The sequence below is a fragment of the Paraburkholderia sp. GAS448 genome, from assembly GCF_050435685.1.
GTDB lineage: Bacteria > Pseudomonadota > Gammaproteobacteria > Burkholderiales > Burkholderiaceae > Paraburkholderia.
This window is the reverse complement of record NZ_JBNDKT010000001.1, coordinates 520,381-547,339: the sequence shown is the minus strand read 5'-3', so window position 1 is coordinate 547,339 and position 26,959 is coordinate 520,381. Positions and strand designations below refer to the sequence as shown.

The window sequence follows — 26,959 nt, the reverse complement described above, 5'->3', positions numbered from 1 at the left end:
AAACGCGAAGTGGCTCACGAGATTCAGGCCACGGTCGTCGCCCCAGTTCGTGCTGTCGCGGCAGTCTTTCATGGGCGGCGAAATGACGGAAACGGCAATGGCATCGATGCCCGGTGCTTCCAGCGACTCCGGCCGGCAAAGCGCAATGAGTGAGCCGCAACGCCTGACCGTGCGACACCTCAGCGTCTATCGCTATTCGGAGCCGGTGAGCTTTGGCGAGCATCGAATGATGTTCCGGCCGCGCGCGAGTCACGATCTACGCCTCGTCACCACAGATCTGCTGATCACGCCGACACCGGCGCGGCTGCACTGGCTGCACGACGTGTTCGACAATTCAGTCGCCGTCGCGACGTTCTCCGGTAAAGCGACGGAGTTGCTCTTCAAAAGCCAGGTGACGCTCGAACACTACGAATCGCCGCTGCCCGACTATTCGCTCGAACCGTACGCCGCGACATGGCCGTTCGCGTACACCAATGAGGAAGCGTCGGATCTGGTGAATGCGCGCAACCGCGAGCACCCGGACGACGAAGTCGACCTGTGGGCACGCAGATTCATCGCCCCGGCCGGCAGGACTGGCACGATGGCGCTATTGCGTGCAATGACGCTGGAAATCAAGAACGAATTCTTCTACGTGAGGCGTACCGAGAAGGGCGTCTATCGTCCGGCCGATACCTTGCGGCATCGCAGCGGCAGTTGCCGCGACTTCGCGGTGCTTATGATGGACGCGGTGCGCTCGCTCGGTCTCGCTGCGCGGTTCGTCAGCGGCTACATCTTCGTGCCCGATCACGAGGCGACGCAGGGTGGCGGTGCGACCCACGCGTGGCTGCAGATTTACCTTCCGGGTGCGGGCTGGGTCGACTTCGACCCAACCAACAGCATCATTGGCAACCGGCATCTGATCCGCGTTGCAGTCGCATGGAATTACTACCAGGCGTTGCCGCTCTGGGGCACCTGGCATGGCGCCATGCACTCGTTTCGCGGTCTTGATGTCGAAGTGAGCGTGACCGAAGAAAGCTGATGCCGCAATGCACTCTTAACTGGAAAAGGTTGTTCCGATGAAACTCCGCGTTGGCTATGAACTGGTCTACGAGTGCGCGCAGCCGACACCGATGTTGTTGATGCTGAACACGCACTATTCCCGCGTGCAGGACGTCTTGAGCGCCGATGTGCTGAGAGTCGATCCGCCTGTGCCGATCACCCAGTACCGTGATGGCTTCGGCAATCTGTGCAGCAGGATCGTCGCGCCCCAGGGGTATATTTCGCTGTCCACGACGGCGCTCCTCAACATCTCGGACCGTCCCGAGACACTCGAGCCCTATAGCTATCAGGTCCCGGTCGAAGCGTTGCCGGACGAATGTCTCGTGTTCCTGCTCGGCAGCCGCTACTGCGAGACCGATCTGCTATCTGACGTTGCGTGGCAGCTGTTCGGGAAATCGCCGCCGGGGCGCGACCGCGTGCAGGCGATCTGCGATTACGTGTTTCGCCACATCACCTTCGGCTATGACTTCGCCCGGCCGACCAAGACCGCATTCCAGGCCTGGCAGGAACGCAAGGGCGTGTGCCGCGACTTCGCGCATCTCGCGGTGACGCTGTGCCGCGCGATGAACATCCCGGCGCGCTACTGCACCGGCTATATCAGCGATGTCGGCACACCTCAGCCATGGAGCGCGATGGATTTCGCGGCGTGGTTCGAAGCGTATGTGGGCGGCTCGTGGCAGACGTTCGATCCTCGCAACAACGTGCCCCGCATCGGCCGCGTGCTGATGGCGCGTGGACGCGACGCCGCCGACGTCGCGATCAGCAACACGTTCGGCCCGACGAAGCTCGTCAAGTTCGACGTCCACTGCGCGCCGGAGTGAAGCGAGGCTCTACGTTGACGTAAGGTGCGGCGCTTACGCGACCCGCAATCCGAGTTCCGCCACCAGCAGCGCAGCCTGCGCGTGAGAGATGGTGGCGCCCTGAAACTGCGCGGCATCGGTGAGCCGCAGACCGCCCAGGTCTGCGTCGCGCAGATCGGCGCCCGCAAAGCGCGCATTCTTGAGGTTCGCATCGCGCAGGCTGCCGCCCTCGAAAACCGCATCGCGAAAGTCGGCACCCCCGAGGTCGGCATCGGAGAAATCCAGCCGTTCCAGCGTCGCTTTCCTGAACGAGATGCCGCGCAGATCGGCGCCAATCAGCAGACATTCGAAGAACTGCAGGCCCAGCGTCGACGTCTGTTCGAAGCTGGCCCCCGTGAGCTTGCTTTCCCGGAACGACACTGACGCCAGCTTGGCGCGGCGCCAGTTCGTGTTGTTGAGGTCGCAGGCGCGAAAGCTGGCGTCGTGCAGGTCGGCAGAGCCGAAGTCTGCCTGCCTGGCGCGACAGTTGCGCCACTGGGTTCCCGACAGCGTGGCCCCGAAAAACGACACTTCGACGAACGAGCAGCGCGTGAACTGGCAGCCACTCAGGTCAAGCCGCGAAAGATCGGCCAGTTCAAAATCGCAGTCTTCGAAGACCGCAGGACGAGGCGCGTCCGCAAGCAGTTTCTCGAGCTGCGCACGGTCGAGGGTTGTCGATGCGACGGTGGTGTCCGCTGGCGATTGCCTTTGATCATCCCTGAGGGATTCCGGTTGGACCGCGGGTTGGATCGGCTCCGAGGCCGGGAAAAGTTCGTGGTTCATGGTCGTTTGGAGGGCGCGGCGCATCGGAATCGGGCGCCACATCGTTCGGTGACAGGAACCATTCTAAAGGCTGCCTGCCCGAATGCTCCGGATCTCCGCTCAGCGGATGTCCGTCGATGCCGGAGCAGGCAGTCAAGGGTTATTTCAGGCCGTCGATAATACGCGCCATTTCCGTCTCGCCAAATGCGCGCATGGTCGAGGTGCGCACATTGCCCAGTTGCGCCAGCACCAATCCGAGGCGCGTCACCGTCTCATCGTCAGGGGCGTCGACCGCAATCACGAGGTCGTACTGACCGAGCGTCCAGAACAGGCTGTTCACCTTGACGCCCATTGAACCCGCGACCTCCTGGAACGCCTTTGCCCGCTTGATGGTGTCCTTTGACGTGCGGGCACCCTGATCCGTCCAGTTAACCAACTGAATGTATGTAGCCATGTCGTCCTCTCACAAAAGTATGGCCATGTTCCACGCCCATCCGGGCATGCAGCACGGACCGAACTACACCGGCCAGGCATGACGTCGTGCGGGGTCAGTGCTCCAAAAACCTGATCGAACCATTTCGGCGAGTCGAATCCGGCAAGCCAGCTTCAACATGAGAATCGGGAGCTAGGTGACTTGAAGTATAGGAAGCCGCTGGTGCGGCAACGTGACCGATCGGCGGCAGGATTGAGATAGATCACGGCGACTGCCGGGCGAAGCGCGGCGCCCTCATGAACCACCGGCAGACGACAGAAAGCCAGCGCAAAAAAATGGCCGCAGTATGCCTGCGGCCACCTACCCCCTAACGCGCGCGACTTCTGTGAGCCGCGTCTACTTGGTCGTCTCCAACGACTTTGGCCCCGTGTGTTATCCCCGTATAGTTATCGTTTGGACACACTTAGTTACGTTTGGTTACAGTCTAGTCGCTTCTATGCGGCGCGCTATTATGGTTTTCCTTAATCGTATGATCCCGGACGTAAACGGCCAACGGCCCGTCACGGCATCGATCGCCGTGACGGGCCGTTGGCCCTTGGCCGTAGTGCTGATCTCAGCTGGTCAAACCCGCCTGGATTTTCGACGCGACATCTGCCGGCACCCACTGTTTCCACATCTCCGGATGAGCGCGCATGAACTGGCTTGCCATCGTCTGGGCGTCGAGCTTCTTTACGCTCATGTCGAGGATGGTCGCGTTCAGGAAGTCCATCGGAAAGTGGACCTTCGTGAAGAGCGTCATCAGGTCAGGCTCGGCGTTGTAGAACGGTGTCGATGCGCCCACCGTTACGTGCGACACCATATACGACGACGCGCATTGCTGCGTGCTGCTTTCGTCGCGCAGCGTCTGCCAGCACGCGTCGTTGAACGGCGGCATTTTCAGCTCGGTGAGCTTGTACTTCGCCATCAGCGCGGCCGGTCCCCAGTAGTAGAAGAGAATCGGCTTGCCACGCGTGTAGGCGGACGCGATCGCCGCATCGAGCGCGGCGCCCGTGCCGGGCCGGAAATTCGTGTATGAATCGTCCAGCTTGAGCACCTTCAGAAGACGCGTGTTCACGCGTTCGCAATCCCAGCCGCTCGGGCAGTTGAGAAAGCGTCCCTTGTTCGGCTCTTCGTCATCCACGAAGACGTTTTTGTACTTCGGCAGGTCCGCAACCGAAACGAGCCCGGGCGCCAGCGGCTTGATGCCGCGCGCGGGATCGCCTTTCACCACATAGTCGGGAACGAACCAGCCTTCTTTCGTGCCGCCAGGCAGCGTATCGCCGACCAGCTTGACGCTGCCGGACGAGACCGCCTTCGCGGTGATCTCGCTGCGACCGGTCCACTGCTCGGCCCAGACCTGCAAATCATTGTGCGCGAGCGCCGTTTCGGTCGCCGCGGTGCTGCCCGGCACGACGTCGGTCTTGCAGCCGTAGCCCTTTTCGAGAATCTGCCGGAGCACCTCGGTCGCGAACGATCCGCTTTCCCACGTGATCCCGGCGAAGTGCACCGTCTTGCCGGAACTGCACCAGTTGCCGGCTGCGTGAGCCGTGCCCGCCGCAAGCAACGCGATGGCGACGCAGGCCGCCCGAATTTGTCTGAATCGCATGACCAGATGTCTCCTTCCTGTCTAAACGTCTTTTGGGTGACTCGCATGACGAGGCGAGCATCGCGATTGTGCTGCCCGCCCAACCGGCCGATGAATCGATGTTTAGTGATCCCGGGTATGAGCCAGACTCAACTTCGGGTTTCTACGGGCTTCGTGACGAAACGGTGTGTACCGAAAAGTCGCCCGCGCGCGGCCGCAGTGTCGAGTACGTTTTGATCATTGATCAGACGATGCCGGCGCCATTCTATTGCGCATCAAATGGCTTGCCGCTTTTATGCGGTGGTGCGACAGTCAGGGGGCCGGCCACGCCGGCTCGCCAGCCGGTCGATCGCGACCGGCCGCCCCTGACATTCCGCCGAGTACGCCATGACTCCCGGCATCACGGCCTTCGATCCAGACAGGCAACTGCTGCCCTTTCGCGAATCGCTGATGGCCATGCTGGGCGTGGCCTTCGTGGCGATGCTCGTGGCGCTTGACCAGACCATCGTCGGCACCGCGCTGCCGCGAATCGTTGCCGATCTCAGGGGCTTCGACCTGTACGCGTGGGTCGCCACGGCCTACATGCTCGCGTCGGTCATCACGATTCCCATTTTCGGCCGGCTGGGCGACATCTTCGGACGAAAGCCTTTTCTGGTCGCGGCAATCGTCGTCTTTACCGTCGCCTCGGTGTTGTGCGGCATGGCCACCAACATGTTGTTCCTAGTGATTGCGCGTGGTCTGCAGGGCATCGGTGGCGGCATCCTGATCGGCACGATGTTCGCCACCGTGGCCGACCTGTTCCCCGATGCGAGGCTGCGCCTGCGATGGCTCGTGTTCGTTTCGACGGCGTTTGGTGTCGCGAACATCGTCGGGCCGACGCTGGGCGGCATGCTGACCCAGTACGGCGGCTGGCGTCTCGTGTTCTTCGTCAACGTGCCGATCGGCGTCGTGTCCCTGCTCTTCGTGCTGCGCTTCCTGCCGCACCTGCGCCACGAGCGCGGGGGCGGCCCTGTCCAGCTCGACTGGCTCGGCGCGTGCGTACTCGCTGTGACCTTCGGCGCGCTGCAACTGCTGATCGAACTGTTCCCGAAGGAGGGAATCAGCCGGCCGACGATCGTGCTGGGCGCTGTCACCCTCGCCTGCGCGCTGATATTGCTGCTCTGGGAAAAGCGCATGAGCTACCCGATCGTGCCCGTCGACATGCTGCTCGACCGACGGCTGGCTGCGCTCTTTGCGATGGCGGTACTGGGCGGGTTCGCCCTGTTCTCGCTGGTGTTCTACGTCCCGCTGTTGTTCCAGGGCGGCTACGCGATGTCCCCGCACGACTCCGGCATGCTGATCACCCCGCTGCTGCTCGGCACGACTGTCGGCAGTGTGCTGAACAACCGGATCGTCACACGCGTGCGGCGAGCGAATGCGATCGTGTACGTGGGCTTTGGGCTGTTCGCGCTCGCCTGCCTGTGCCTCGTCGCGCTGAACGGCACGGAGCCTCATTTCGTCTGGATGTCATGCATGGGCGCGAGTGGACTCGGTCTTGGCCTCGTCGCGGCCAACCTGACGATCTTTTCGCAGCAGATCGTCCCGCGCGATCATATCGGCGCGGCCACTGCGTTGCTGCAATCGCTTCGAACATTCGGCGGGATGCTCGGCACGGTGATGACCGGTGCGGTGCTGGGTCATCTGTACACGATGGGCGTGCATCGCTCTCTGGATTCATATCAGGCGACGCAGTGGTTCAAGTCGTTCGCGAGTCCGGAACTGCTGATCGACCGCGCCGAACAGGCCGCGTTGATCGAGCGGCTGATCAACGCGGGTCATGCCGGTGATGCGATGATGAACTCGGCCCGCAACACGCTGGTGTCGTCGATTCATATCGGCCTCGCCCTTGCCACCGCTGCGGCGTTAGCCGGCCTGTGCCTTGCCTGGTTCGTGCCGCCGGTGCGGGTCGGCCACGCTGAAGCCGACGTGCGCGACAACCAGCCCGGCGCTCCGTAGCGGAAAGCGCAGCCAGGCGGATGGTGAGGGGTATCGCGCGCGGCGTCACCTATCATGGGTGGGAACGCCTCGTGGTCTCACGCCGATCGCGGATAACGCAATCCTTTCCACAACGGTACAGGGCGCCGGCGCGCCGCCTCACTGCGGCGCCTGCGACGTTGGCCGCATGCCACGAACGGCCATCGCCATGCGAAGGAGGTCTGCAATGAAGTTCATCGTTCAATGGGACGGCGATCCAGCCGCGCAACCGACTGCAATCGAGCGCTTCATGAAGACCGGCGGCCGTCCGCCGGAGAACGTCACGATGCTGGGCCGCTGGCACGCGATCGGCAAGCTGTCGGGCGTGGCGATCGTCGAGGCGACGGACGCCAGCGCGCTCGCAGCCTGGGTCCTCGAATGGGGCGACCTGTTCAGGTTCACGACCGCACCCGCCTTGAGCGACGAGGAACTGGGCGCGGCGCTGGCCGCCCATCAGACGGCATCGAAGCAGGCATGACGGCGGCGGAGACAACGCTTCCTGGCAGCGCGCCTGCAACACCGCGGCGCGCTGCATCATTGTGCACTTGCGCATGGGGAGCAACACGCAGTACCCTGGAGCGATACTGAGGCACTGGAGCTTTGCATGACCGAGCAAGAAACACTGCATCCGTTGCGCCCTTTCCTCAAGAACTACGTCTGGGAGCATGGCCGGATCGGGACACGTTATCTCGACTGCACGGACGGCGAAGTCGGATTCGACGAAGGCAAGAAATCGCGTTTCGCCGCAGAAAAATACCTCTACGTGCCGCTCGGCAAGGATGCCGTCGACGATGCGCAGCCGCCGGCCCCCGCGGTCCACGAGGCGGGACTCGCGCGCTTCCTGCGCGCGGCCCAGTCAGGCAAGCCCGACGACGCAGGCTCGGCCGCCGAAGTTCAGCGCGCGGTGCAGGACTGTGTCGAGCTCGGCGTTTGCAGCGCCTATCAGCACGATGCGCGGCAGGCGCTTGCGCTCTACTCGGCAGAAGCCATGTTCGACGATGAGATCCATGCCGCGGTTGTCGGCGATATCCGTCGTATGTATGGAGGCATGCGCGAACAGCTGGCGCTCTATGACTTCACCGTGCTTTACGGCTTGCCGGCACCGCTCCTGTTCGGCGACGCGCCGTTCATCGACTGGCGGGTGCGCACGAGTCCCGCGCTGCCTTACGTTTCGCTGCCGCTTGGACCTTACGCCTTGCTGGTGGGCGCGCCTTCGGGCAGGACAAGCCGGGTCGCGCCGGTGGTGTGGAAGCAGGCTGGCGGCCTGGGTCCGCTGAAGGACCATAACCGGCTCATGGTGGATCAGGCGCGTCTGTGGCTGGTGGCCACGACCGACGATCAACTCGTCGCACTGCACGAACGCTTTGCGGTGCCTGGACCGGATGAAGCGGCGCAGGCTTGAGCGCTTCGGGCGAGGTGCGCTATCGCTCGCCCAGCGCCGCTTCCAGAAAGTCGACGAAGACCCTGACCCGCGCGGACATTTGCAGGTGCTGCGGGTAGACCGCGTAGATATCGGCGCCTGGCGTCCGGTAGTCCGGCAGCACATGCACAAGCTGTCCCGAGCGCAGATAGCCGGCGATATCCCACTCCGCGCGCATCAGGACGCCGTGGCCATCGAGCGCCCACTTCACCGCGATTTCGCCATCGTTGGTCGTCAGGTTGCCCCGCACGCGGACCGTCTCAGTCTTTTCCCCCAAGCCGCGCCCGCTGGTGAGGCGCCAGACGCCATAGCCGTCGTCGCCCTGCCGGATGCCGATGCAATTGTGCCGGGCGAGGTCCTGCGGACTTTTCGGCGCGGCCCGTCTGGCCAGATACGCGGGCGCCGCGCACAGCAACCTTCGGTTCGGCGCGATCCTCCGCGCAATCACACGCGCATCCGGCGGCTCGCCGAAGCGGATGCAGACATCGTACGCGTCGTCGCTTGGCGGCGGCGGGTCCACCGATAGCTGCAACTGCACATCCACCTCCGGAAACTTCCGCACGAAGCGCGAGATCACCGGCGCAACGTGACTTCGCCCGAAGCCAAGCGTCGCGTTGACTCTGAGCAGGCCCTGCGGCGCCGCGCGCGCGCCGCCGAGCAGTTGGGCAAGCTCGTCCATCTCGCCGAGAATCCGGCGCGCGCGCGTCAGGTACAGCTCGCCTTCCGGCGTCAGACTCATGCGCCGCGTGGTCCGGTTCACCAGCGCCACGCCCGTGCGCGCCTCCATCTGCGACAGATGTTTGCTGACGGCGGCGGTGGACAGACCCAGCTCGCGCGCCGCGGCGCTAAGGCTCGCGCAGCCCGCCAGCACAGAGAAAAACCCGAGGTCGTCGGGTTGAATCGGGGACATCATGGCGGCCCTGACCGTTAACCTGAAGTTAAAGACGGTTTAAGTCTAGCAGCGTTCCTTGAGTGCGATTGTGGTTCAGGATAAGCCCAACGTTCATCAATACCGGAGACAACACGATGAAAACCTGGCGCATCGCAACCATTCCCGGCGACGGCATCGGCAAGGAAGTCGTGCCCGCAGGCCAGCAGGTTCTTGAAACCCTCGCGAAGCACAGTGGCACGTTCCGCTTCGAGTTCGAAAACTTCGACTGGGGCGGCGACTACTACCGCGAACACGGCGTGATGATGCCCGCCGACGGCCTCGACGCGATCCGCGACAAAGACGCCATCCTGTTCGGCTCGGCAGGCGATCCGCACATTCCCGATCACATCACGCTATGGGGTCTACGCCTGAAGATCTGCCAGGGCTTCGATCAATACGCGAACGTGCGCCCGACCCGCATCCTGCCCGGCATCGACGCGCCCCTCAAACGCTGTGGCCCGAAGGATCTCGACTGGGTGATCGTCCGCGAAAACTCGGAAGGCGAATATTCCGGCGTCGGCGGGCGCGCGCATCAGGGGCATCCAATTGAAGTCGCCACCGACGTGTCGATCATGACGCGCGCCGGCGTCGAGCGGATTCTTCGCTTCGCTTTCCGGCTCGCGCAGTCGCGTCCCCGCAAGCTGCTGACGGTGGTCACGAAAAGCAACGCGCAACGCCACGCGATGGTGATGTGGGATGAGATTGCACTGCAGGTCTCGAAAGAATTCCCGGACGTGAAGTGGGACAAGGAACTCGTCGATGCCGCGACGGCGCGCATGGTGAATCGTCCCGCCACGCTCGACACGATCGTCGCGACCAACCTGCATGCCGACATCCTCAGCGACCTCGCCGCGGCACTGGCGGGCAGCCTCGGCATTGCGCCGACCGCGAACCTCGATCCGGAACGCCGCTATCCGTCGATGTTCGAACCGATTCACGGCTCGGCCTTCGACATCATGGGCAAGGGTCTTGCCAATCCGGTCGGCACATTCTGGTCGGTGGTGATGCTGCTCGAACACCTGGGCGAAGCGGGCGCCGCGCGCACGGTCATGGACGCGATCGAACGCGTCACCGCCGACCCCGCACTGCATACCGGCGACCTCGGCGGCAAGGCCACCACTGCCCAGGTCACCGAAGCCGTTTGCGCCTACATCGCGGCACACGCAGGGGTGACGTCGCAGGCAGCGTGACCCGCTGGCTACAACAGGTCAATGAAACAGCGGGTCGCATCGTCAACCGTCGAGCAGGTCGCGGTGCCACGCGCAGCCGCGCCTGTCGCGCAGCGGGTAACCGACACGAATGAGCGACACGAATGAGCGACAGAGCGACACGGATAAGCGACACAGATAAGAACACCCCCGGATGGACACATCACGGACGAAATCGTGGCCGACCGCGCGACCCGGTTCGCGCCCGATACATGGAGACAGACATGGCAACCGATCTACAGGCTCGTGTGGTACGCAAGCTCACGTGGCGTATTTTGCCGTTCGTGATGCTGCTTTATTTCGTCAGTTTTCTTGACCGGGTGAACGTGGGCTTTGCAGCCCTCACGATGAACCAGGATCTCGGCCTCACGCCGACGATGTTCGGCCTTGGCGGCGGCATCTTCTTTCTCGGCTACTTCCTCTTCGAAGTGCCGTCGAACCTGATCCTCCACAAGGTCGGCGCGCGCATCTGGATTGCCCGCGTGATGGTGACATGGGGACTGGTCTCGGCAGCGTCGGCATTCGTGGTCGGCCCGAATTCCTTCTACACGATGCGCTTTCTGCTCGGCGTCGCTGAAGCGGGCTTCTTCCCCGGCATCATTCTTTACCTCAGCCAATGGTTTCCGGCACGGCAGCGGGCGCTCGCGGCCGCGGCGTTCATGGCGGCCGCGCCGCTGTCGACCGCCATCGGTTCGCCGATCTCCGGCGCGCTGATGCAGATCCCGACGATCGCTGGCCTGAAGGACTGGCAATGGCTTTTCATCATCGAAGCGATTCCCGCGATCATGCTTGGCTTCTGCGTGCTGAAAATGCTGACGGATTCGCCCGACAAGGCCAACTGGCTCGCCAGCGACGAAAAAGCCTGGCTCATCAACACGCTGCGTGAAGAGCGCGCGAGCCGGCAAGCCGAAGCGGGACACGCCGAAGGCGCGCTGCATGCGCTTCGCGATCCGCGCGTCTGGGTGCTGGCGTTGATCTATTTCGGCACGTCCGCCGGGCTTTATACGCTCGGCCTGTGGGCGCCGCTGATCATCCGGCAGTTCGGCTTCAGTTCGCTCGGTACGGGCGCACTGAATGCGATTCCGAGCGTGATTGCGGTCGTCGGCATGGTGTGGTGGGCGCGCCATTCCGATCGTACGGGCGAACGCACGTGGCACGTCGTGATCCCCTGCGTCGCGGCGGGCGTCGGACTCGCCTTCGCCGGCATTGCGCAGACGGCGTTCGAAGTCGTGCTGGCGCTGGTCGTCGTGAACGTCGGGATCAGCGCCGCGAAGGCACCGCTGTGGGCCATGCCGAGCACGTTCCTCTCGGGTGCGGGAGCGGCCGCAGGGATTGCGATGATCAACTCGATCGGCAATCTTGGCGGCTTCGTCGGGCCGTTTGCGATCGGCTGGCTGAAGTCGGTGACGGGCGGCTATGCGGCGGGCCTGTATGTCGTTGCGGGCAGCCTGGCCGTATCGGCCATGCTGACGCTGATGATCGGGCGGCGGGGATATCGCGCAGCGGCAGTCACCCGGTAGCCCGGCTGACTAATCCTCAGGCCGGAACGAGCCGGGCTATCGGACTGGCACAGGAAGGGCGCCGCATGCGGCGCCCTTTCGTTTCCGTGCCGCGTATTGCAACGCGGTCAGCTCACATCAGAGGTTCAGATCTCAACCCTGGCACCGAGTTCGATAACCCGGTTGGTCGGCAGTTTGAGAAAGGCGGCAACATTGCCGACGTTATGCAGCATCACGGCGAACAGGCGCTCGCGCCAGAGCGCCATCCCCTTGCCGTGCTTCGGCACCACGGTCGCGCGGCTCAGGAACCAGGAGCTCTGCGACGGCTCGAATACGATGCCGTATGTCTTGCAGGTTGCCAGCTCGCGCGGCAGGTCGACTTCGTCCATAAAGCCGTACGTGACCGTCACCTGGTAGCAATCCCGGCCGAGCGGCTTCACCGCTACCCGATTGCGTTCATCGACCCAGGGAATCTGGGCACTCGCCACCGTCAGGAACACGACGCGCTCGTGAAGCACGTGGTTATGCATCAGGTTGTTGATGAGCGCATGCGGTACGGCGTTCGGATCAGGCGACATGAAAATCGCGGTACCCGGAACGCGCGCAGGCGGATTCTCCAGCAGCCTGTCGAGATACGACTTCAGCGGCGTGGTGCCGGCCCTTGCCCGCGCTTCGGACAGCATCATCTCCCAGCCGCGCCCCCAGGTGGCCATCACCGTGAACGCGACGAGCCCGATCACCAGCGGGAACCAGCCGCCGTCGGTGATCTTGAGGAGATTGGCCGAGAAAAACATGCCGTCGATCACGAAGAAGAACACCGTCGCGAACACACACAGCAGCCAGTTGTAATGCCACGCATAACGCACGACAAAGAACGTGAGCATCGTGGTGATGAGCATCGTCCCGGTGACGGCGATGCCATAGGCCGATCCCAGCGCGGTCGACGAGCCGAAGCCAAGCACGGCGGCCACCACGGCGATCAGCAGGGTCCAGTTGATGCTCGGGACGTAGATCTGGCCGATTTCCTTAGACGACGTGTAGATGACGTTCATCCGCGGCAGGAACCCGAGTTGCATCGCCTGGCGCGTCATCGAGTAGGCGCCTGAAATGACCGCCTGCGACGCAATCACGGTCGCAACTGTCGACAGCACGACCATCGGATAGAGCGTCCATGCCGGGAACAGCCGGTAAAACGGGTTCTGCAATGCGGACGGATCGGCAATCAGCAGCGCGCCTTGACCCAGGTAGTTCAACGCGAGCGCCGGGAACACCAGCGCAAACCAGGTGAGCCGGATCGGACGCGCGCCGAAATGGCCCATGTCCGCATACAGCGCCTCGGCCCCTGTCAGCGAAAGCACGACCGCACCCAATGCAACGAACGCGAGCCAGCGGTGATGCAGGCAAAATGCAAGGCCCGTAAACGGATCGAGAGCCCTCAGGATGTGCGGCGCGTCCATGATGTTGGCGATCCCTGCCACGGCCAGGACGACGAACCAGATCACCATGATCGGGCCGAACACCGCACCGATGCCTGCCGTGCCACGCCTTTGAGCCAGAAACAGCGCAATCAGCGCCACCAGCGTAACGGGTATGACATAGGTCTTCAGCATGGGGGCCGCGACCTCCAGTCCTTCCACCGCGCTCAGCACCGAGATGGCCGGCGTGATCACCCCGTCACCGTAAAAGAGCGCAGCCCCCATGACCCCGACGGCGAGAAGCGTATGCCGCAGCCGCGGCTTGCTGGCCACCGACGATGCCGCCAGCGCCAGCAGCGCCATGATTCCCCCTTCGCCGTGATTGTTTGCGCGCAGGATGAGGGCCACGTATTTGAGGGAAACGACCACCGTCAGCGACCAGAAGATGAGCGAGACGATCCCGATCACGTTCGCGGCATTCAGCTGGAGTCCGTTGGCTGGGTCGAATACGGTTTTCAGCGTATACAGCGGACTGGTGCCGATGTCGCCGTAGACCACGCCGAGGGCCGCCAGCGCCAGACCCATGACGGCCGGCCGATGGGGGCTCGGCTCACCGACAGGGTCAGCGTGAGAGGCCGCGGATGCAGGATGTCCCATGTCTCCTCCCTCCAGACTTACGCCTCCGCCGGCAAAGGCACAGTACGGGCCTCTGACGCGCGGAGCAAAGATCGCGGGCTTGCTGACCGGTCTTGAGACCATCCGAAAGCCGCCTGTATTGTCGGGCGATTGCTGGTTTTGCTATCCGTCGTTGATCGAAGTATAGGGAAGCGTCGCCGGAAAAGCTGTATGGCAAACGAGAATGTGCATTCCCCATTTGCACCATGCCCTCGTCAACCGGGCGACGGCCCGGACTGATGCGCCCGGTCGGAGCGGCGCCCGCTCCCGGATCGACTGGCGTCTCTCTCGCTGGTACGGGGCACCAGCCGCGATGTACCGCGCATAGACACCACGATGTGTCGACGAAAAGCGCGGCTTCGATGTGATAATCGCCACTTCCTCACACGTGGCCGTCGCCGCCTGCTGCTCATGCTGCTTGCCCTGAAGGCTTTCATCGTTCCTGTCATCGTCGCCTGCGCGATGTTCATGGAGAGCGTAGATGCCAATGTGATCGTCACGGCATTGCCCGAAATGGCGCGCGCGTTCGGGCGCGATCCGGTCACGCTCAAGATTGCGGTGACCAGCTACGTACTTGGGCTCGGCGTCTTCATTCCAGTGTGCGGCTGGCTGGCAGACCGCTTCGGCGCGCGCACCGTGTTTCGCACCGCGATCGGCATTTTCGTCGTGGGTTCGCTGTTGTGCGCGGCATCTACCTCGCTCATGACCTTTACGCTTGCGCGCTTCGTGCAAGGCGTCGGCGGCGCGATGATGGTGCCGGTGGGGCGCATCATCATCTTTCGTGTCGTCGAGCGCTCGGAGTTCATTCGCGCGATGAACTACCTGAGCGTGCCCGCGATGCTCGGGCCGGCGGCGGGTCCGCTGCTCGGCGGCTTCATCACCACCTACCTGCACTGGCGGCTGATTTTTTTCATCAACATCCCGATCGGCATTCTCGGCATCTACCTCGCCAGCAAGCACATCAAGAACACACATGAGCCGCATCCGGGACCGCTCGACTGGCCGGGCTTCGTGCTGTCGGCGGGCGGCGCCTCGCTGTTTCTGCTGGGACTGTCGCTGGTCGGCGGCGAACTGGCTTCGGGCACGACGGCGCTGACGATGACAGTCGGCGGCGCGGCGATGCTCGGCGTCTACGTGCTGTATGCGCGACGCGTGTTGCGGCCACTCCTCGATCTGCGGTTTTTCCGCGTGCCTACCTTCCAGGCGAGCGTGCTTGGCGGGTCGCTGTTCCGGGTCGGACTCGGCGCAGTGCCATTCCTGCTGCCGCTCGTGTTGCAGGAAGGGCTCGGCATGAGCGCTTTCCAGTCGGGGTTGATCACGTGCGCGTCGGCCTTCGGCGGCATGTTCATGCGCACCCTGGCCGCGCGCGTCCTGCATCGCTTCGGCTTTCGCACCGTGTTGATCTATAACGCGGCGTTCTCCGGTATCGCGATCGCGGCGTGCGGCGCCTTCTTTCCGGGTACGCCGACATCGGTGATCTGGCTGGTCGTGCTGCTTGGCGGCTTCTTCCCTGCCCTGCAGTTCACGAGCCTGAACTCGATGACCTATGCACAGATCGAACCTCGCGACGTCGGCCGGGCGACGAGTCTTGGCAGCGTCGTGCAACAGATTTCGCTTGGCCTTGGCGTCACCGTGGGCGGTATCGCATTGCAGGTCACACGCGCATTGCATGGCCATCCGACGATTACATGGTCCGATTTCTGGCCATCATTCGTTCTAATGGGGCTCTTCTCGTTCGCGTCGATTCTGGTGACAAGGCGGCTCGCGCCCGATGCGGGCGACGAGATTGCACGCGGCAAGCGCGTGGATACCGATGCGAAACGGTAGCCGCGGAATCTGGATATTTGGTCTTCGGCGATACGGCCGCTGATGAGCGGTGAGACCGTTCGTCATCTTCGGTGTGAAGGGAGATCGCGTGATCTTTAGCAAGGCTTTCTTCGACCTTCAGTTGCAGTTCGCGCAAAACGTCGTCCGTTTGTCCGGGCTACCCCTCGCGCGGGTGCTGCTCGACTACACGAACCTGTACGTCCGCTTTGGCCTCGGCCGCGCATTCGACCGCGACCATCCGGTCTGGCTGCAATACCTGGCTGGCCTGCAACACACGGACGATATCGACGGCTGGACTTATCGCTTCTTCCTCAGACGGCCGTGCGATGTACCGCCACCATCGATTGTGGCGACGTTCGGCTGCTTCTCGTACGCGTTATCCACGGACGGGTACATCCGCCTTCACTTTCAGAATGCCGAAGCGACGGGACGTTCTCCGCTAGACATCAAGTGCCTTGCGGCGCGGATGGAGGAACTGCGCTCGCTTTTTCAGCATGTCGATTGTACGCAGCCGGCAATACTGCGGGTTGCAGGTGTGTCGTGGCTGTATAACGTTCCCGCCTACCGGCGCCTTTTCCCGGCGTCGTATCTGGAGAGCGCCAGGCTAGCGGGTCCACGGTTTCGCAATCTGCCGCTATGGGGTCAATTTCTGGATCGGCATGGAGCAGTCAGGCAAGGCATGGTTGCGCCGTTTTTAGCGTGCCTGTCCTGTCAGGCTGACATGGACGACATCGCCCGGTGCTTCCCGCTTCAGGCTCTTGCGGTGGAGGCGCCGGTGTCCGACTTTCGCGACTTCTACGAAAGCCAGCGCGGCGCGTAGAAGGTCCGCACGTCCGGAATCAGCTCTTCTCAAGATCTTTCCAGAGTGTCCTGTCAGGAGCGCTCGACGTCACGTTTGTATCGGATCATGGCAACATACGCAGATCTTGTTTCCATCTGGATCGCGAAAATACGCGCCGTAGTAATGCGGATGATATCGAGTCCTCAAGCCGGGTGGCCCGTCGCACAAAATCAACCCTGCGACGCGTAAGAGTGAACAGCAAGACATGATGGTGCCACACGATGGATCGACAAATGAGCGCTAGCAGGATTGCAGAGCCGGCCGCAGCAGCCTGGATGCCCATTGCCATCGCCGAGCATGGTGTGAGGCGCTTTGGCCCGGGCGAAAGCAACCCTCGCATCGTCGAGTACAACAGTCAGACCAATCTTGCAGGTTACGACGACAAGGTTTCATGGTGTTCGTCGTTTATCAACTGGTGTCTCGTCAATGTCGGAATCCGGGGGACAGGCTCTGCTTTGGCCCGTTCGTGGCTTGATTGGGGAGTGAGCCTCGACAACCCCGTGTATGGGTGCATTGTTGTGCTGACGCGAGACCATCGCTCAAGCTGGAAGGGACACGTCGGCTTCTATCTTCGGCACGACGCCGAATATATCTATCTGTTCGGCGGAAACCAGCGGCAGGAAGTTCGCGAACTCGCCTATGCCCGCACCCGGGTCCTCGGATATCGATGGCCTGACGCGTCGTCGTTCGAGCGGCGATGACGGGCGCTGTGGGGTTGCGGTCTGCCCATGATCCGGGGATCATCGGAACAGCATCGCAGCCTGGCCCATCAGCCAGCGAGAGTCGCGCGCTTTGGCCTGTTGAGCAACTTTGTGCTGCGCTATCGAAAGCCCTTTCATCATCGAGGAAGTGATCTTGCGTGTCGGCCGACCCGTTAAAGCGTTGCCCCGACCGCTGTGCGATTATTGCGGCGCGCACGCCGTACTTACGCGGGCAGGCGACGAGGCGTACCCCTATCGCGAGGATCACGGACCGGTATGGCTCTGTGCGCCTTGTCAGGCGTGGATCGGCGTGCTCGCGCGAAGCACGCGCAACATCCCGCTCGGCCGGCTCGCCGACGCACAACTCCGTGACGCAAAGAGCCGTCTGCACGACACGCTCGAACCACTCGTTGCCGGCAAGGTTCGCCGCGATCGCGTCAATGCCTTTGAGGCGCGTGCCAGGGCGATCCGCTGGGTGTCGACCGAGTTGGGCTTCGATCCGCTACCGCCGAATATCCACGCGCTTTCGCTCGACCAGTGCCAGCAGGCGATCCAGTACGTCGAGACGTTCATTGCGAATCGCCGGAACGCCTCCGGGAGCGGTGGGGTTTGAACGTTTTGCCAAGCCGGTCTTGTCGTATCGGCAGCAGACTATCCATCGTCTCCCTGCGAGGACAATTTCCCTGGTGCCGCTCAATGGTCTGCCGCGACTTCTCGCACCGACGCGCGGCCGGGTACCTTGCACACGCGCAAGTAGTTGCATTGCTAACTACATCGATATAGGCTTGTGTCATGTTCGATCATTGCCTCTACTTCAACACCTCGGCGCTTGCTCGCAGACTCGAGCGGGAATGGGCCGACGCATTCGAGCCTTTTGACCTGACACCGCCTCAAGGTTTCATGCTCCGCGCCATCATCGACAGGCCGGGAATGCTGCAGCGTGAACTCTCGGAGCAAATGTCGATTGCAAGGCCGACGGCGACGCGGGCGATGGACGGCCTCGAAGCGAAGGGGTACATCGAGCGGCGCCGCACCGCGGACGACGGCCGCGGGGTTTCCGTCTTCCCGACAAGAAAGGCGATTGGTATCAAGGTTGCACTGAATGGCGCCAGCAATGCAGTAACGGCCAGGCTCAAGGCGACGCTCGGCAATGCAAAATTCGCGGACACCGTGACCAAAGTGCGGGGCGCGCGCGAAGCGCTCACTTAAGCGCTTCTTTTTTGGTCCGTTTAGTTGCATAGCTAATTATCTGGAAAGCGCATGGCGCATTGGGACGCATTGACAGCAGGAATTTCACCATGAAACGAATTGGCGCCTTCTTTATCTCGACCTGGCTGGCTGCCGCGATCCTGTACTTTGGCCAGCATTCGATGGCCCTGATCGCGTTAAGCGGTGTGGTTGCGCTTGGCGGCTTCGATTTGCTGCGCCCATAAGGCCGCAGCCTTTTCCGCGCGGCTGCGCTCGCCCGGCCTGCACACCTCACGCGCGCGTCACATAAAGTCAGTTGCTTCAACGACTTGCTCCTTCTTCACGCAGGTTGTCCACACGCTTACGAACAGATTCTGTGGACAACCCGTGCCGGCAGACCCGCACCTGCCTGCCATCCTGGTGAAATGGTCGCATAAACGATATATACTGTTTATATTGTTTATCTGAAGGAGATGGCTATGAGCGACCCCGTGATCAAGAAGCCGACGAAGAAAGCGTTTCACTTTCCGACTGGCGCGGAAGACAACGCATCCGCTGAAGCAAAGCCGGCGGATGCAGCGCCAAAGGTAGCCGTAAAGGCGAAACCGGCTGGAAAGCCGAAGGCGGCCGTAAAGGCAAAACCGGCAGCAGCACCCAAGGCAGAACGCCGGAAGCGCGCGGCGGCGGCTGAAGCCGCGCCGGTTAGCGCGACTGCTGAAGAGAAGTCAAAGCGCGTGAAGAAGGAAAAGGTCGTACGCGACAGCTTCACGATGCCCAAATCGGACTACGCGAAAATCGCGGCCTTGAAGGAGAAATGCCTCGAAGCCGGCGTGTCCGTGAAGAAGAGCGAGTTGTTGCGGGCCGGGCTGTTGCTCCTCGAGTCGGCGCCGTCCAAACGGCTGCTCGCTGCGGTTTCGGCCGTCGAAACGGTCAAGACGGGACGGCCTGCCAGGTCATAACGGCAGTTGTATCGCCTGGACGGTACACGCTTTATCGGCGCGCCTGGTACTCGTGCATCCACGAAGCGTGTACCCACTGCCCGCGAACGTCCGCGTTGCTCGAAATACTGCATGCGCATAAATCAATGCCACACGTAATCGGCCGACTATCATTCCGCTCGCATCAAGCGGAAGCATGTGCTTACGTCTTCATGTCAACCCAGATCCGCCCCCAGGCGGTCGCGTAGGTCAAGGCCTGCTCACCGTCGTAAAAGTAGTCGAGGGCGCTGAAGCTTTGAGGCGGGCGCTCAGGATGCTCAATGATCAGGTCTGCCGCATGGAGACCGTCGCGAGCTGGCGCGGCGCTCGCCTTCAGTCGATATCCTCGATGTGTAGTGAGCATAGGTATCGTCATGTTCGCTTGCTCGGGCTTCCCGCGATCCATCGGAGAGTGGGAGTACCCGTCCTTCGTGAAAGGAGCTTGATTATCACGATGCCCCGTTACTTTTCAGTGACGGTCGACGAGCTTCCCGCAATCTTTGCTTAGGCGTTTTCCCTGCAACTAGCCACCAACACGTTCTGCACTTCGACCCCTATTGCAGATCTGCCCCTGCCCGTCGGGCACCTGCGACAAGCGCTGGTTTTATGAGGGCCATCCTCGTAATGTTCACGGCCAGTCGTGTTAATTCGCGTGACAGGCCGCAGAAAGACACCACTATTTGGAACAGCCTCTCGCCGCGCATGCGCAACAGAAGAGTGCCTCTAGCGAGCTTTCATGGTGCATTGCACCATTCCTTCATTTTTCCAGTATAGTTAGCGAATACACGGTGTCTTCCCTACTGCAAGAGGCATCTCACAAGGAGTGCCCATCGCATTTGCCAGCGGCGCGCTCCACGCGCGCAGGCAAGGAGAGATCAAGATGTTCGATGCCGAAATCGCAGCTACGCTACTCAACCGGTGGGATCGCAAGCCTGCCACCGCCGACCGCGAGACTTATCTCAATCTGTTGCGCGAAGGCAACCTGGACTTTACACATCAGCTTGGTGCGGTCAGCAACCCGGACGCGACAGACGCAGGTCAATTCAATATCGAGTCGCTCGTTTTCGTCGATGGCTCTCGCGCGTTGCGGATCAAAGCCCCTGATATCGCGCCGGGCTGGACGCGATGGGCTGCGCTCGAACCGCCGGTGGATGTTCCTGAAGTCGCTCACGCGAAGTGAGCACTCGTATGCCTGTGCACGTTCGTGCGTGGCAAATTCAAAGGCAAAGATCGCCGAGGTACGCACAATCCGGCCAGCGGGTTCGAACCGCGTGGCCCGATCATGCGCGTCAGCGACGAATCAACGCGCGCGCCGCCGCCGCGGCTTGCGTTCTGCCCAGATCACGCGCGACGAAGTGCGCAATCTTGCGGTCCGCGAGATTGACGGTCACGTAGTCATTGGGCGCTTTCGTGTGGGCGCCATCTGAAGCCGAATGGTATTCGACACGAAGCTGGGTCGCTGTCACGACGATGCGCAGGTAGCCATAGTTACTGTCATCGTAGTTTTCCAGCACCACCTGATCGGTGTCGGCCGAGGCTGTCTGTATGACCTGCGGCGCGCGGAGCGCAGGGCTGCCCGACGGTGCGAGCTTTACCAGACCGTGCCCACCGTTTCCGCACACGATGTAGGGAATCTGGGTGCCGTCAGCACTTCGCACTCGCGTGAACCGCTGATAGCTGTGCGCATGACCTGACAGGAACGCGTGCGGCCAGACGCCGTTCGCGCGGCACACCTCGTCTATCTGGGCAAGCATGTCCGCGCTCGATCCGTGCCCGCCAGCACAATAGGGCGGGTGATGGTCCGCTATCAGCAAGGCCCCCTGGTAGTTTTCGGCCTTGACGCGCTTGAACGCAGCATCGAGGAAATCGAGCTGGCTTTTGCCGATATTGCTGTCGGCGATCACGCCAGGGTCCTCCAGCGTATTGCTGTAGAGCGCCAGCACTCGCACAAATGGCGCATCGAACGTAAAGAACACGCCAGGCTGGATCTGCGCGGTGCGCGACAGGCCGCCCGCCTCCGGCGTCACGCCAAACGTCTCGGCGCAGAAGTTGCGCAACCATGCAGCGAGGCTTGTCGCGTATGCCTCGGGCGACACCATGCCATCGTGATTGCCCGCACACGCGAGGATCGGCGCCGGATAGTTCCGATAGGGCTCGTAAAACTGATCGTAGTAGTACCTGCCTTCACCGAAGCTGTACACCACGTCGCCGAGCAGCCATGCAAAGCGTGGAATTTCGCCCGAGCTTGCCTCGGTGAAGTCTGCGGTCATCTTGTCCGCTACTTCGTTCTGCGTGGCGGGACCTTTTGTGCTGCCGCAATCACCCACTGCGTGGAACACGATTTGCCCAGATGCGACGATCCGGTCGATCTGCGTGGCGTCGCCGCCGAGCACCTGCGCGAGGGACAATTGCGGCTCGACGCCTCCTCGCGGCGCAGGAAACGGCAGGGGAAAGAGCTTGTGCTCGGCGTTGAGTTTGTCGATCTCCTTGTATGCCGCGTCATCGGACGGATGAGGCACCCTGAACACCGTGGGATCTGCCGTCGGCTGCGGCTGCGCGAACACCGGCCGCTCCAGCATCCGCGGCGAGAAAGGCGTTTGCGCGCCTGCACTGTTCTGCTTTGCGCGCGATATCATGGAAGAAGCAGGCGTCTTCTGTTTGGGTGTCACGGTGGCGGTTGCCTCGCGTCCCTTTCGACTTTCTTTCCTGCCAGTTTCGTTTGTCTTCGATTTCGGTTTCGACGTCGGTTTTGCCGGCATACACGACTCCTTAACTGGAAAGATCGGCCAGAACCCACGAACCTCGCAACGATGGTCGGTGGCCGTGAGTACGACAGATGCGCAGGTGGAAAGTGCCATTTCCGAACCAGCCCGTTTGACAGGGCGGGAACGGCGGTTTGCGATGGTGTCCTGGAAGCCATCGACCACGTAGCGCGCGACGAAGGCAAAACCGTGCTCGTGCTCGACACCGTGACCGGAGGCGACGCCGAGCGATGGTACGAAAGGGCCGGCTGGCAGCGCGCGGGCATCGTGCCAAAATACGGACTGATGCCCGATGGCGGTTTCTGCGGCACGACGTTTTTCTACAAGCATCTCTGACGCAGACGGGCAGGAATCTGCCACATTTTTAGCGGGTCCGCGCCGTGCGGTAAGCTCTCACTTTCTGGTCTATAACCACTATCAATGTCAGACGAGTTCGAAGTCCATGGCCCCCACGACCACGCGGTCGAACATGCCGGCGCGCATACCGCCGACCGGGGCGCCGCGCGCATCGCCGTGATGACGGCCATCCTCGCAAGCATCGGCGCGATCTCTTCGTACCAGAGCGGCGCCAACGAGAATCTCGCGCTGTTCTACAAGAACGAAGCAGCCATTCGCAAGACCGAAGCGGCCAATCAGTGGGCCTACTATCAGGCGAAAGGCGAGAAGCAGAACCTGGCCGAACTGGGCGCAGCGCTTAGCGATCCGTCATCCGAAGCGCACGCGCGCTTTGTGGCGGACGCGCAGCGCTACAAGTCCGAAAAGGAGCCGATCCGGGCGCACGCGGAGGCGATCGAAAAGGAAGTAGAAAAGGACAACGCCGCCAGCGAATCCCTTCTACACCAGCATCATCGATGGGCGCAGGCGACGACGTTGATCCAGATCTCCATCGCGCTCGCGGCCATCACGCTGCTCACCCGCAAGAAATGGATGCAGCGGATGTCGGTTGGCGTGGCCGCCCTGGGGATCGCTGTCTGCGTCGCGGCCTTTCTTGGCGTGTGACGCACCGCGCCGCGCAAAAGACTCGCGTCGACGGCGTTTTCGCCCCGGCGCTATACGCCCCACCTTAGCGCCGGTGTGTGTACCGCGCTGTCCCAATGCTTCGTCATCTCGTCGTCGAGCACACAAAGGGTGATCGACGCGCCCGCCATCTCGAGCGAAGTCGTCAGCGCGCCCACCTGCGCGCGTGCGATTTTCAGATCGCGCTTTTGTAGCCACGTGTGCGTTGAATTGAAGAGAAGATAAAGCTCGCCAAGCGGCGTGCCGCCAAGGCCGTTTACGAGTACGAGCAATTCCGCCCCGGCGGTTGGCTTGAGATCGTCGACGATAGCCGTCAGCAACTCCCCGGCAATCGTATCGGCCGACGCGAATTTTGCGCGCCGCCTGCCCGGCTCGCCATGAATGCCGACGCCGACTTCGATCTCATCGTCGCCGATCTTGAACGTCAGCGTGCCGGCAGCCGGCACCGTGCAGCTGGTGAACGCGACGCCCATCGAGGCCGTATGCTTGTTGATCCGGTCGCCAAACGCCTTGCATTGCTCCAGACTCGCGCCGCTTTCGGCCATGCTGCCGACCAGCTTTTCGACGATCACCGCGCCCGCAACTCCGCGCCGTCCTGTCGTATAGCTGGAGTTCTCCACCGCGACGTCGTCGTTGATGAGGACCATCGCATTCGGCACCTCGGACATCTCGGACGCCATTTCGAAGTTCATCAGATCGCCCGAGTAGTTCTTCACGATGAACAGCACGCCAGCACCAGTATCGACGGCCTTGGCGGCCGCCATCATCTGGTCCGGTGTCGGCGACGTGAAGATCTGCCCCGGACAGGCGGCGTCGAGCATGCCATAACCGACAAACCCTGAATGGAGCGGTTCATGCCCTGAGCCGCCGCCCGATATCAGCGCGACCTTGCCAGGCTTCAGGTCCTTGCGTCTGACGAACACCGGTTCGTTGTTGAGCACGACCAGGTCGGCGTGGGCAGTGGCGAATCCCGACAGACTTTCGGCGAGAAAATCGTCGACGTGGTTGATGAATTTCTTCATGGTCTCCGCTCCTTTACGCTCTGTTTTGCGCGAGACGCGCACACACCGCCGCAATCATGATCTGACTGGAACGCGCGCCAGGATCGATGTGTCCGCGCGAACGCTCGCCAAGAAACGATGCCCGACCTTTTGTCGCGAGCATGTCACGCGTGGCCAGCATGTTCTCCTCGGCCACCGGGGGCAGCGCGTCGAGTATCATGCGCGCGGACGCGCCAACTGCCGCCAGTTCATCGAAACGCCGCGCGACCGGGATCAGAACATCCATCATCGTCTTGCTGCCGACGCCCGTCTTTCCTCGCTGACTGACCGCATCCACGCCCGCTGAAAAAAAGCGCGCAAATCCGCCAACATCCATCGCATTGTCCGCGGTCGCCTTCGACATGCCGCTTAGCAACGAATAGAACAACGGCCCCGACGACCCGCCCACCGTCGACAGTACCTTGCCCGCTGCCAGGTCGAGCGCAGGGCCGAACGCCTCGCTTTCGATTTCCGTGCGCACCGCGAGCAGCGCCTCCATGCCGCGCAGCAGGTTGAAGATGTGATCGCCGTCGCCAATCTGCTGGTCGAGCAGGGCAATTTCGTCCGTGTGCTCTTTCAGCGATGCGTATGCGGCGTCGATACACGCCATGACCGTTTTGCCGTTCATGTCGGAATCCTCCTGCCGTCGGCACGGAAATAGAGAAGGCTGCGCGGTGGCAATGAAACGCCCACCGACTGCCCGGGAGTGAAATTGCGTTCGGCGACAGTTGTCGCCACCACCGCGGTTCCTTCGCGGTCGAGAATCAATAGATGCCGCAGCGGCGAATATTCGAGTACTTTAAGATTCAGCGCGTCGCGTGCATCGCGCGCATTGCCGTCGTGCAACACGATGTCCTCCGGACGGATCGCGACGGTCGCGGTGCCCGCCGGAACCGCCGCGGAATCGAACAGCGCCGGCGGCAACAGGTTGATGGGCGGTGAACCGAGACGCTGCGCGGCGCCCAGCGAAATGGGGTTGCCGTACACCTCGCGCGGCGTACCCAGTTGCACCAGACGACCGTGTTCGAGAATGCCGATGCGATCCGCGAGCGTCGTCGCCTCCACCTGGTCGTGCGTGACGTAGATGATCGTCGCGCCGATCGTGTGATGCAGGCGCTTCAGCTCGATCCGCAGTTCTTCCCGCAACTTCGCATCGAGCGACGAGAGCGGCTCGTCCATCAGAAACGCCTTGGGCTGACGCACCAGCGCGCGTCCGATCGCCACGCGCTGCATCTCGCCACCGGAGAGATGGGTCGCCATGTTGTCGAGCTTCGATTCCATATGCAGCATCTCCGCCACCGCCTGCACGCGCGCACGCACCTCCGCCTCGCTGGTGCGCCTTCTCGGCGATCGCAACGGGAAGGCCAGATTGCCGAACACCGTCAGATGCGGATACAGCGAGTACTGCTGGAAAATGAATGCGACGTCGCGGTCGGACGGGTGAACGCCTGTCGCCGCCTCGCCGTCGATCAGCACGTCGCCCGCTTCGGGCCGCTCGAGCCCGGCGACCAGACGCAGCGTCGTGGTTTTGCCCGCGCCGCTTGGCCCGAGCAGCACGAGGAACTCGCCGTCCTTGACATCGATCGACAGGTCGTCCACTGCGACGATGTCGCCGAAGCGCTTCGATACGTTGCGCAGTTCGACCTCAGCCATGAGCGTCTCCGTTTGCGGGAATCGTATGTGCGGCGCCCGGCAGCAGGCGTCCTGTTTCTGCGTCGTAGAGCAGCGTGCGCTCCTTGCGGAACGACAGGCCGACCGGGGAGCCGGCGGGGCGGCCATCATCCTTGCCGGCACGCACCCGCACGACGCCCAACGCGGTTTCGATCACGAGTACCTGATGCGAGCCGAGATATTCGTCGGCGATGACCTTTCCGCGCAGCAGGCCTTGCTCCTCGATAACGATGTGTTCCGGCCGGATCCCCAGCAACACGCGCGCGGCGGCCCCATCGCAACGCGGTACGGGAACGGCCGCGCCGTGCAAGCTCACCTGCTCGTCACCTGCAGCGACGCCGCCATCGACCGGCAGAAAATTCATCGGTGGACTGCCGATGAAATTGCCGACAAACACGGTTGCAGGAAAGTGATAGATCTCGTGCGGCGGTCCTGCCTGGAGCACTTCGCCCTTGTTCATCACGACAATGTCGTCAGCCATCGCCATCGCTTCGCTCTGATCGTGCGTGACGTACACCGTCGTCGCGGCGAGCGTGTTGTGAAGCTTGCGCAGTTCGAGACACATCAGCTCGCGAAAATCGGCATCGAGCGTGCCGAGCGGCTCGTCCATCAGGAACGCTTTCGGCTGCCGCACGATCGCGCGCCCAAGCGCGACGCGTTGCCGGTCGCCGCCGGACAAGCCGCCAGTCTTGCGATCCAGAATGTCGCCGATTCTCAGCATGCGGGCGGCCGCATCCACCCGCTTCGCAACCTCGTCGCGCGACAGGTGTTCGTTTTTCAGCGGGAAGGCGATGTTGTTGCGCACGGTCATATGCGGATACAGCGCGAACATCTGGAAGACAAAGGCGATGTCGCGCTGCCGCGCGCGCAATGCGGTCACGTCTTCGCCGTCGATCAGGATCTGGCCGGATGTCGGCAACTCGAGCCCGGCGATCATCCGCAGCGTCGTCGTCTTGCCGCAGCCAGAAGGACCGAGCAGCACGACAAAGCGACCGGCGTTGATCGTCAGACTGGTGTCACGCACCGCGACGAAATCGTCGAAGCGTTTATGAAGGTTGGCTAGAACGATCGTGGACAT

At 62.4% G+C, this 26,959-nt stretch carries 28 protein-coding genes and 2 pseudogenes; 18 read left to right on the top strand and 12 right to left on the bottom strand.

All coding sequences use genetic code 11. From position 1 onward, the window contains the following. Positions 1 to 145: 145 nt before the first annotated feature. The gene (locus P3T23_RS02600; protein ID WP_429314842.1) at positions 146 to 1,018 is read left to right on the top strand and encodes a transglutaminase family protein; all 873 of its coding nucleotides are present in this window, start codon (positions 146 to 148) and stop codon (positions 1,016 to 1,018) included. A gap of 37 nt (positions 1,019 to 1,055) precedes the next feature. Next, positions 1,056 to 1,859 (top strand): transglutaminase-like domain-containing protein, encoded by an 804-nt coding sequence (locus P3T23_RS02595; protein WP_429314613.1) that lies wholly within the window; start codon positions 1,056 to 1,058, stop codon positions 1,857 to 1,859. A gap of 33 nt (positions 1,860 to 1,892) precedes the next feature. Here the strand turns inward: P3T23_RS02595 and P3T23_RS02590 are convergent, their stop codons facing one another. The 3 genes from P3T23_RS02590 to P3T23_RS02580 all read right to left on the bottom strand — a co-directional run bounded on the left by P3T23_RS02590 (position 1,893) and on the right by P3T23_RS02580 (position 4,717). Next, positions 1,893 to 2,660, bottom strand: coding sequence for a pentapeptide repeat-containing protein (locus P3T23_RS02590; protein ID WP_429314612.1), 768 nt, complete (start codon positions 2,658 to 2,660; stop codon positions 1,893 to 1,895). 139 nt (positions 2,661 to 2,799) lie between these two features. Further along, positions 2,800 to 3,093 (bottom strand): GYD domain-containing protein, encoded by a 294-nt coding sequence (locus tag P3T23_RS02585; protein WP_429314611.1) that lies wholly within the window; start codon positions 3,091 to 3,093, stop codon positions 2,800 to 2,802. 592 nt (positions 3,094 to 3,685) lie between these two features. Beyond that, a complete protein-coding gene (locus P3T23_RS02580; RefSeq protein WP_429314610.1) occupies positions 3,686 to 4,717 on the bottom strand; it encodes an ABC transporter substrate-binding protein in 1,032 nt (343 codons plus the stop codon). 366 nt (positions 4,718 to 5,083) lie between these two features. Between P3T23_RS02580 and P3T23_RS02575 the strand changes: the two genes are divergently transcribed. From P3T23_RS02575 to P3T23_RS02565, 3 genes are all read left to right on the top strand, one after another. Beyond that, positions 5,084 to 6,691 carry an MFS transporter gene (locus P3T23_RS02575; protein WP_429314609.1) on the top strand — a complete coding sequence of 536 codons (1,608 nt, stop codon included), beginning with the start codon at positions 5,084 to 5,086 and terminating at the stop codon, positions 6,689 to 6,691. Between the two features lie 205 nt (positions 6,692 to 6,896). After that, entirely contained in the window at positions 6,897 to 7,187 is a 291-nt protein-coding gene (locus P3T23_RS02570; protein ID WP_429314608.1) for a DUF3303 domain-containing protein, read from the top strand. Between the two features lie 126 nt (positions 7,188 to 7,313). Beyond that, positions 7,314 to 8,111: a hypothetical protein gene (locus P3T23_RS02565; RefSeq protein ID WP_429314607.1), complete on the top strand. Its 798-nt coding sequence runs from the start codon at positions 7,314 to 7,316 to the stop codon at positions 8,109 to 8,111. A gap of 19 nt (positions 8,112 to 8,130) precedes the next feature. Here the strand turns inward: P3T23_RS02565 and P3T23_RS02560 are convergent, their stop codons facing one another. Continuing rightward, positions 8,131 to 9,042, bottom strand: a complete 912-nt coding sequence (locus P3T23_RS02560; protein WP_429314606.1) for a LysR family transcriptional regulator — start codon at positions 9,040 to 9,042, stop codon at positions 8,131 to 8,133. A 113-nt stretch (positions 9,043 to 9,155) separates the two neighbouring features. Here P3T23_RS02560 and P3T23_RS02555 point away from each other — a divergent pair, with 113 nt between their 5' ends. After that, positions 9,156 to 10,250 (top strand): tartrate dehydrogenase, encoded by a 1,095-nt coding sequence (locus tag P3T23_RS02555; protein WP_429314605.1) that lies wholly within the window; start codon positions 9,156 to 9,158, stop codon positions 10,248 to 10,250. A gap of 242 nt (positions 10,251 to 10,492) precedes the next feature. Beyond that, positions 10,493 to 11,788, top strand: coding sequence for an MFS transporter (locus P3T23_RS02550; RefSeq protein ID WP_429314604.1), 1,296 nt, complete (start codon positions 10,493 to 10,495; stop codon positions 11,786 to 11,788). Between the two features lie 125 nt (positions 11,789 to 11,913). Here P3T23_RS02550 and P3T23_RS02545 read toward each other — a convergent pair whose 3' ends face one another. Beyond that, positions 11,914 to 13,839 (bottom strand): potassium transporter Kup, encoded by a 1,926-nt coding sequence (locus P3T23_RS02545; RefSeq protein WP_429314603.1) that lies wholly within the window; start codon positions 13,837 to 13,839, stop codon positions 11,914 to 11,916. A 429-nt stretch (positions 13,840 to 14,268) separates the two neighbouring features. Between P3T23_RS02545 and P3T23_RS02540 the strand changes: the two genes are divergently transcribed. Together P3T23_RS02540 and P3T23_RS02535 are read left to right on the top strand one after the other, a co-directional pair. Then, positions 14,269 to 15,684, top strand: coding sequence for an MFS transporter (locus tag P3T23_RS02540; RefSeq protein WP_429314602.1), 1,416 nt, complete (start codon positions 14,269 to 14,271; stop codon positions 15,682 to 15,684). Between the two features lie 88 nt (positions 15,685 to 15,772). Then, entirely contained in the window at positions 15,773 to 16,504 is a 732-nt protein-coding gene (locus tag P3T23_RS02535) for a hypothetical protein (RefSeq protein WP_429314601.1), read from the top strand. Between the two features lie 69 nt (positions 16,505 to 16,573). On the opposite strand, the pseudogene P3T23_RS02530 reads toward P3T23_RS02535, so the two are convergent. Next, a pseudogene (locus P3T23_RS02530) lies at positions 16,574 to 16,690 on the bottom strand (VOC family protein); the annotation flags it as partial. 68 nt (positions 16,691 to 16,758) lie between these two features. On the opposite strand from P3T23_RS02530, the gene P3T23_RS02525 reads away from it, so the two are divergent. The 5 genes from P3T23_RS02525 (at position 16,759) to P3T23_RS02505 (ending at position 19,373) form a co-directional block, all read left to right on the top strand. Then, positions 16,759 to 17,226: a TIGR02594 family protein gene (locus P3T23_RS02525; protein ID WP_429314600.1), complete on the top strand. Its 468-nt coding sequence runs from the start codon at positions 16,759 to 16,761 to the stop codon at positions 17,224 to 17,226. 154 nt (positions 17,227 to 17,380) lie between these two features. Next, positions 17,381 to 17,839, top strand: a complete 459-nt coding sequence (locus P3T23_RS02520; protein WP_429314599.1) for a zinc-finger-containing protein — start codon at positions 17,381 to 17,383, stop codon at positions 17,837 to 17,839. Between the two features lie 179 nt (positions 17,840 to 18,018). Beyond that, positions 18,019 to 18,435: a MarR family winged helix-turn-helix transcriptional regulator gene (locus P3T23_RS02515; RefSeq protein WP_429314598.1), complete on the top strand. Its 417-nt coding sequence runs from the start codon at positions 18,019 to 18,021 to the stop codon at positions 18,433 to 18,435. Between the two features lie 89 nt (positions 18,436 to 18,524). Next, positions 18,525 to 18,659 (top strand): hypothetical protein, encoded by a 135-nt coding sequence (locus tag P3T23_RS02510; RefSeq protein ID WP_429314597.1) that lies wholly within the window; start codon positions 18,525 to 18,527, stop codon positions 18,657 to 18,659. Between the two features lie 234 nt (positions 18,660 to 18,893). After that, entirely contained in the window at positions 18,894 to 19,373 is a 480-nt protein-coding gene (locus P3T23_RS02505; RefSeq protein WP_429314596.1) for a hypothetical protein, read from the top strand. 181 nt (positions 19,374 to 19,554) lie between these two features. Here the strand turns inward: P3T23_RS02505 and P3T23_RS02500 are convergent, their stop codons facing one another. Continuing rightward, positions 19,555 to 19,755 (bottom strand): hypothetical protein, encoded by a 201-nt coding sequence (locus P3T23_RS02500; RefSeq protein ID WP_429314595.1) that lies wholly within the window; start codon positions 19,753 to 19,755, stop codon positions 19,555 to 19,557. 516 nt (positions 19,756 to 20,271) lie between these two features. Between P3T23_RS02500 and P3T23_RS02495 the strand changes: the two genes are divergently transcribed. Beyond that, positions 20,272 to 20,571 (top strand): hypothetical protein, encoded by a 300-nt coding sequence (locus P3T23_RS02495; protein WP_429314594.1) that lies wholly within the window; start codon positions 20,272 to 20,274, stop codon positions 20,569 to 20,571. A 109-nt stretch (positions 20,572 to 20,680) separates the two neighbouring features. Here the strand turns inward: P3T23_RS02495 and P3T23_RS02490 are convergent, their stop codons facing one another. Next, entirely contained in the window at positions 20,681 to 22,027 is a 1,347-nt protein-coding gene (locus tag P3T23_RS02490) for a metallophosphoesterase family protein (protein ID WP_429314841.1), read from the bottom strand. Here P3T23_RS02490 and P3T23_RS02485 point away from each other — a divergent pair. The 3 genes and pseudogenes from P3T23_RS02485 to P3T23_RS02475 all read left to right on the top strand — a co-directional run bounded on the left by P3T23_RS02485 (position 22,026) and on the right by P3T23_RS02475 (position 23,152). Continuing rightward, a complete protein-coding gene (locus P3T23_RS02485; RefSeq protein WP_429314848.1) occupies positions 22,026 to 22,322 on the top strand; it encodes a hypothetical protein in 297 nt (98 codons plus the stop codon). The genes P3T23_RS02490 and P3T23_RS02485 overlap by 2 nt on opposite strands. Further along, positions 22,307 to 22,489 (top strand): annotated as a pseudogene (locus P3T23_RS02480) (GNAT family N-acetyltransferase); the annotation flags it as partial. The gene P3T23_RS02485 and the pseudogene P3T23_RS02480, both read left to right, overlap by 16 nt. A gap of 84 nt (positions 22,490 to 22,573) precedes the next feature. Next, entirely contained in the window at positions 22,574 to 23,152 is a 579-nt protein-coding gene (locus P3T23_RS02475; protein WP_429314593.1) for a DUF4337 domain-containing protein, read from the top strand. Between the two features lie 50 nt (positions 23,153 to 23,202). Here P3T23_RS02475 and dhaK read toward each other — a convergent pair whose 3' ends face one another. Genes dhaK through P3T23_RS02455 form a run of 4 tightly spaced genes read right to left on the bottom strand, consistent with a single transcriptional unit; the run spans position 23,203 to position 26,959 of the window. Further along, entirely contained in the window at positions 23,203 to 24,192 is a 990-nt protein-coding gene (gene dhaK / locus P3T23_RS02470) for a dihydroxyacetone kinase subunit DhaK (RefSeq protein ID WP_429314592.1), read from the bottom strand. Between the two features lie 13 nt (positions 24,193 to 24,205). After that, positions 24,206 to 24,838 (bottom strand): dihydroxyacetone kinase subunit DhaL, encoded by a 633-nt coding sequence (gene dhaL, locus P3T23_RS02465; protein ID WP_429314591.1) that lies wholly within the window; start codon positions 24,836 to 24,838, stop codon positions 24,206 to 24,208. After that, positions 24,835 to 25,863, bottom strand: coding sequence for an ABC transporter ATP-binding protein (locus P3T23_RS02460; protein ID WP_429314590.1), 1,029 nt, complete (start codon positions 25,861 to 25,863; stop codon positions 24,835 to 24,837). Before P3T23_RS02460 ends, dhaL begins: the two co-directional genes overlap by 4 nt. After that, complete coding sequence (locus tag P3T23_RS02455) at positions 25,856 to 26,959, bottom strand: ABC transporter ATP-binding protein (protein ID WP_429314589.1); 1,104 nt, start codon at positions 26,957 to 26,959, stop codon at positions 25,856 to 25,858. Before P3T23_RS02455 ends, P3T23_RS02460 begins: the two co-directional genes overlap by 8 nt.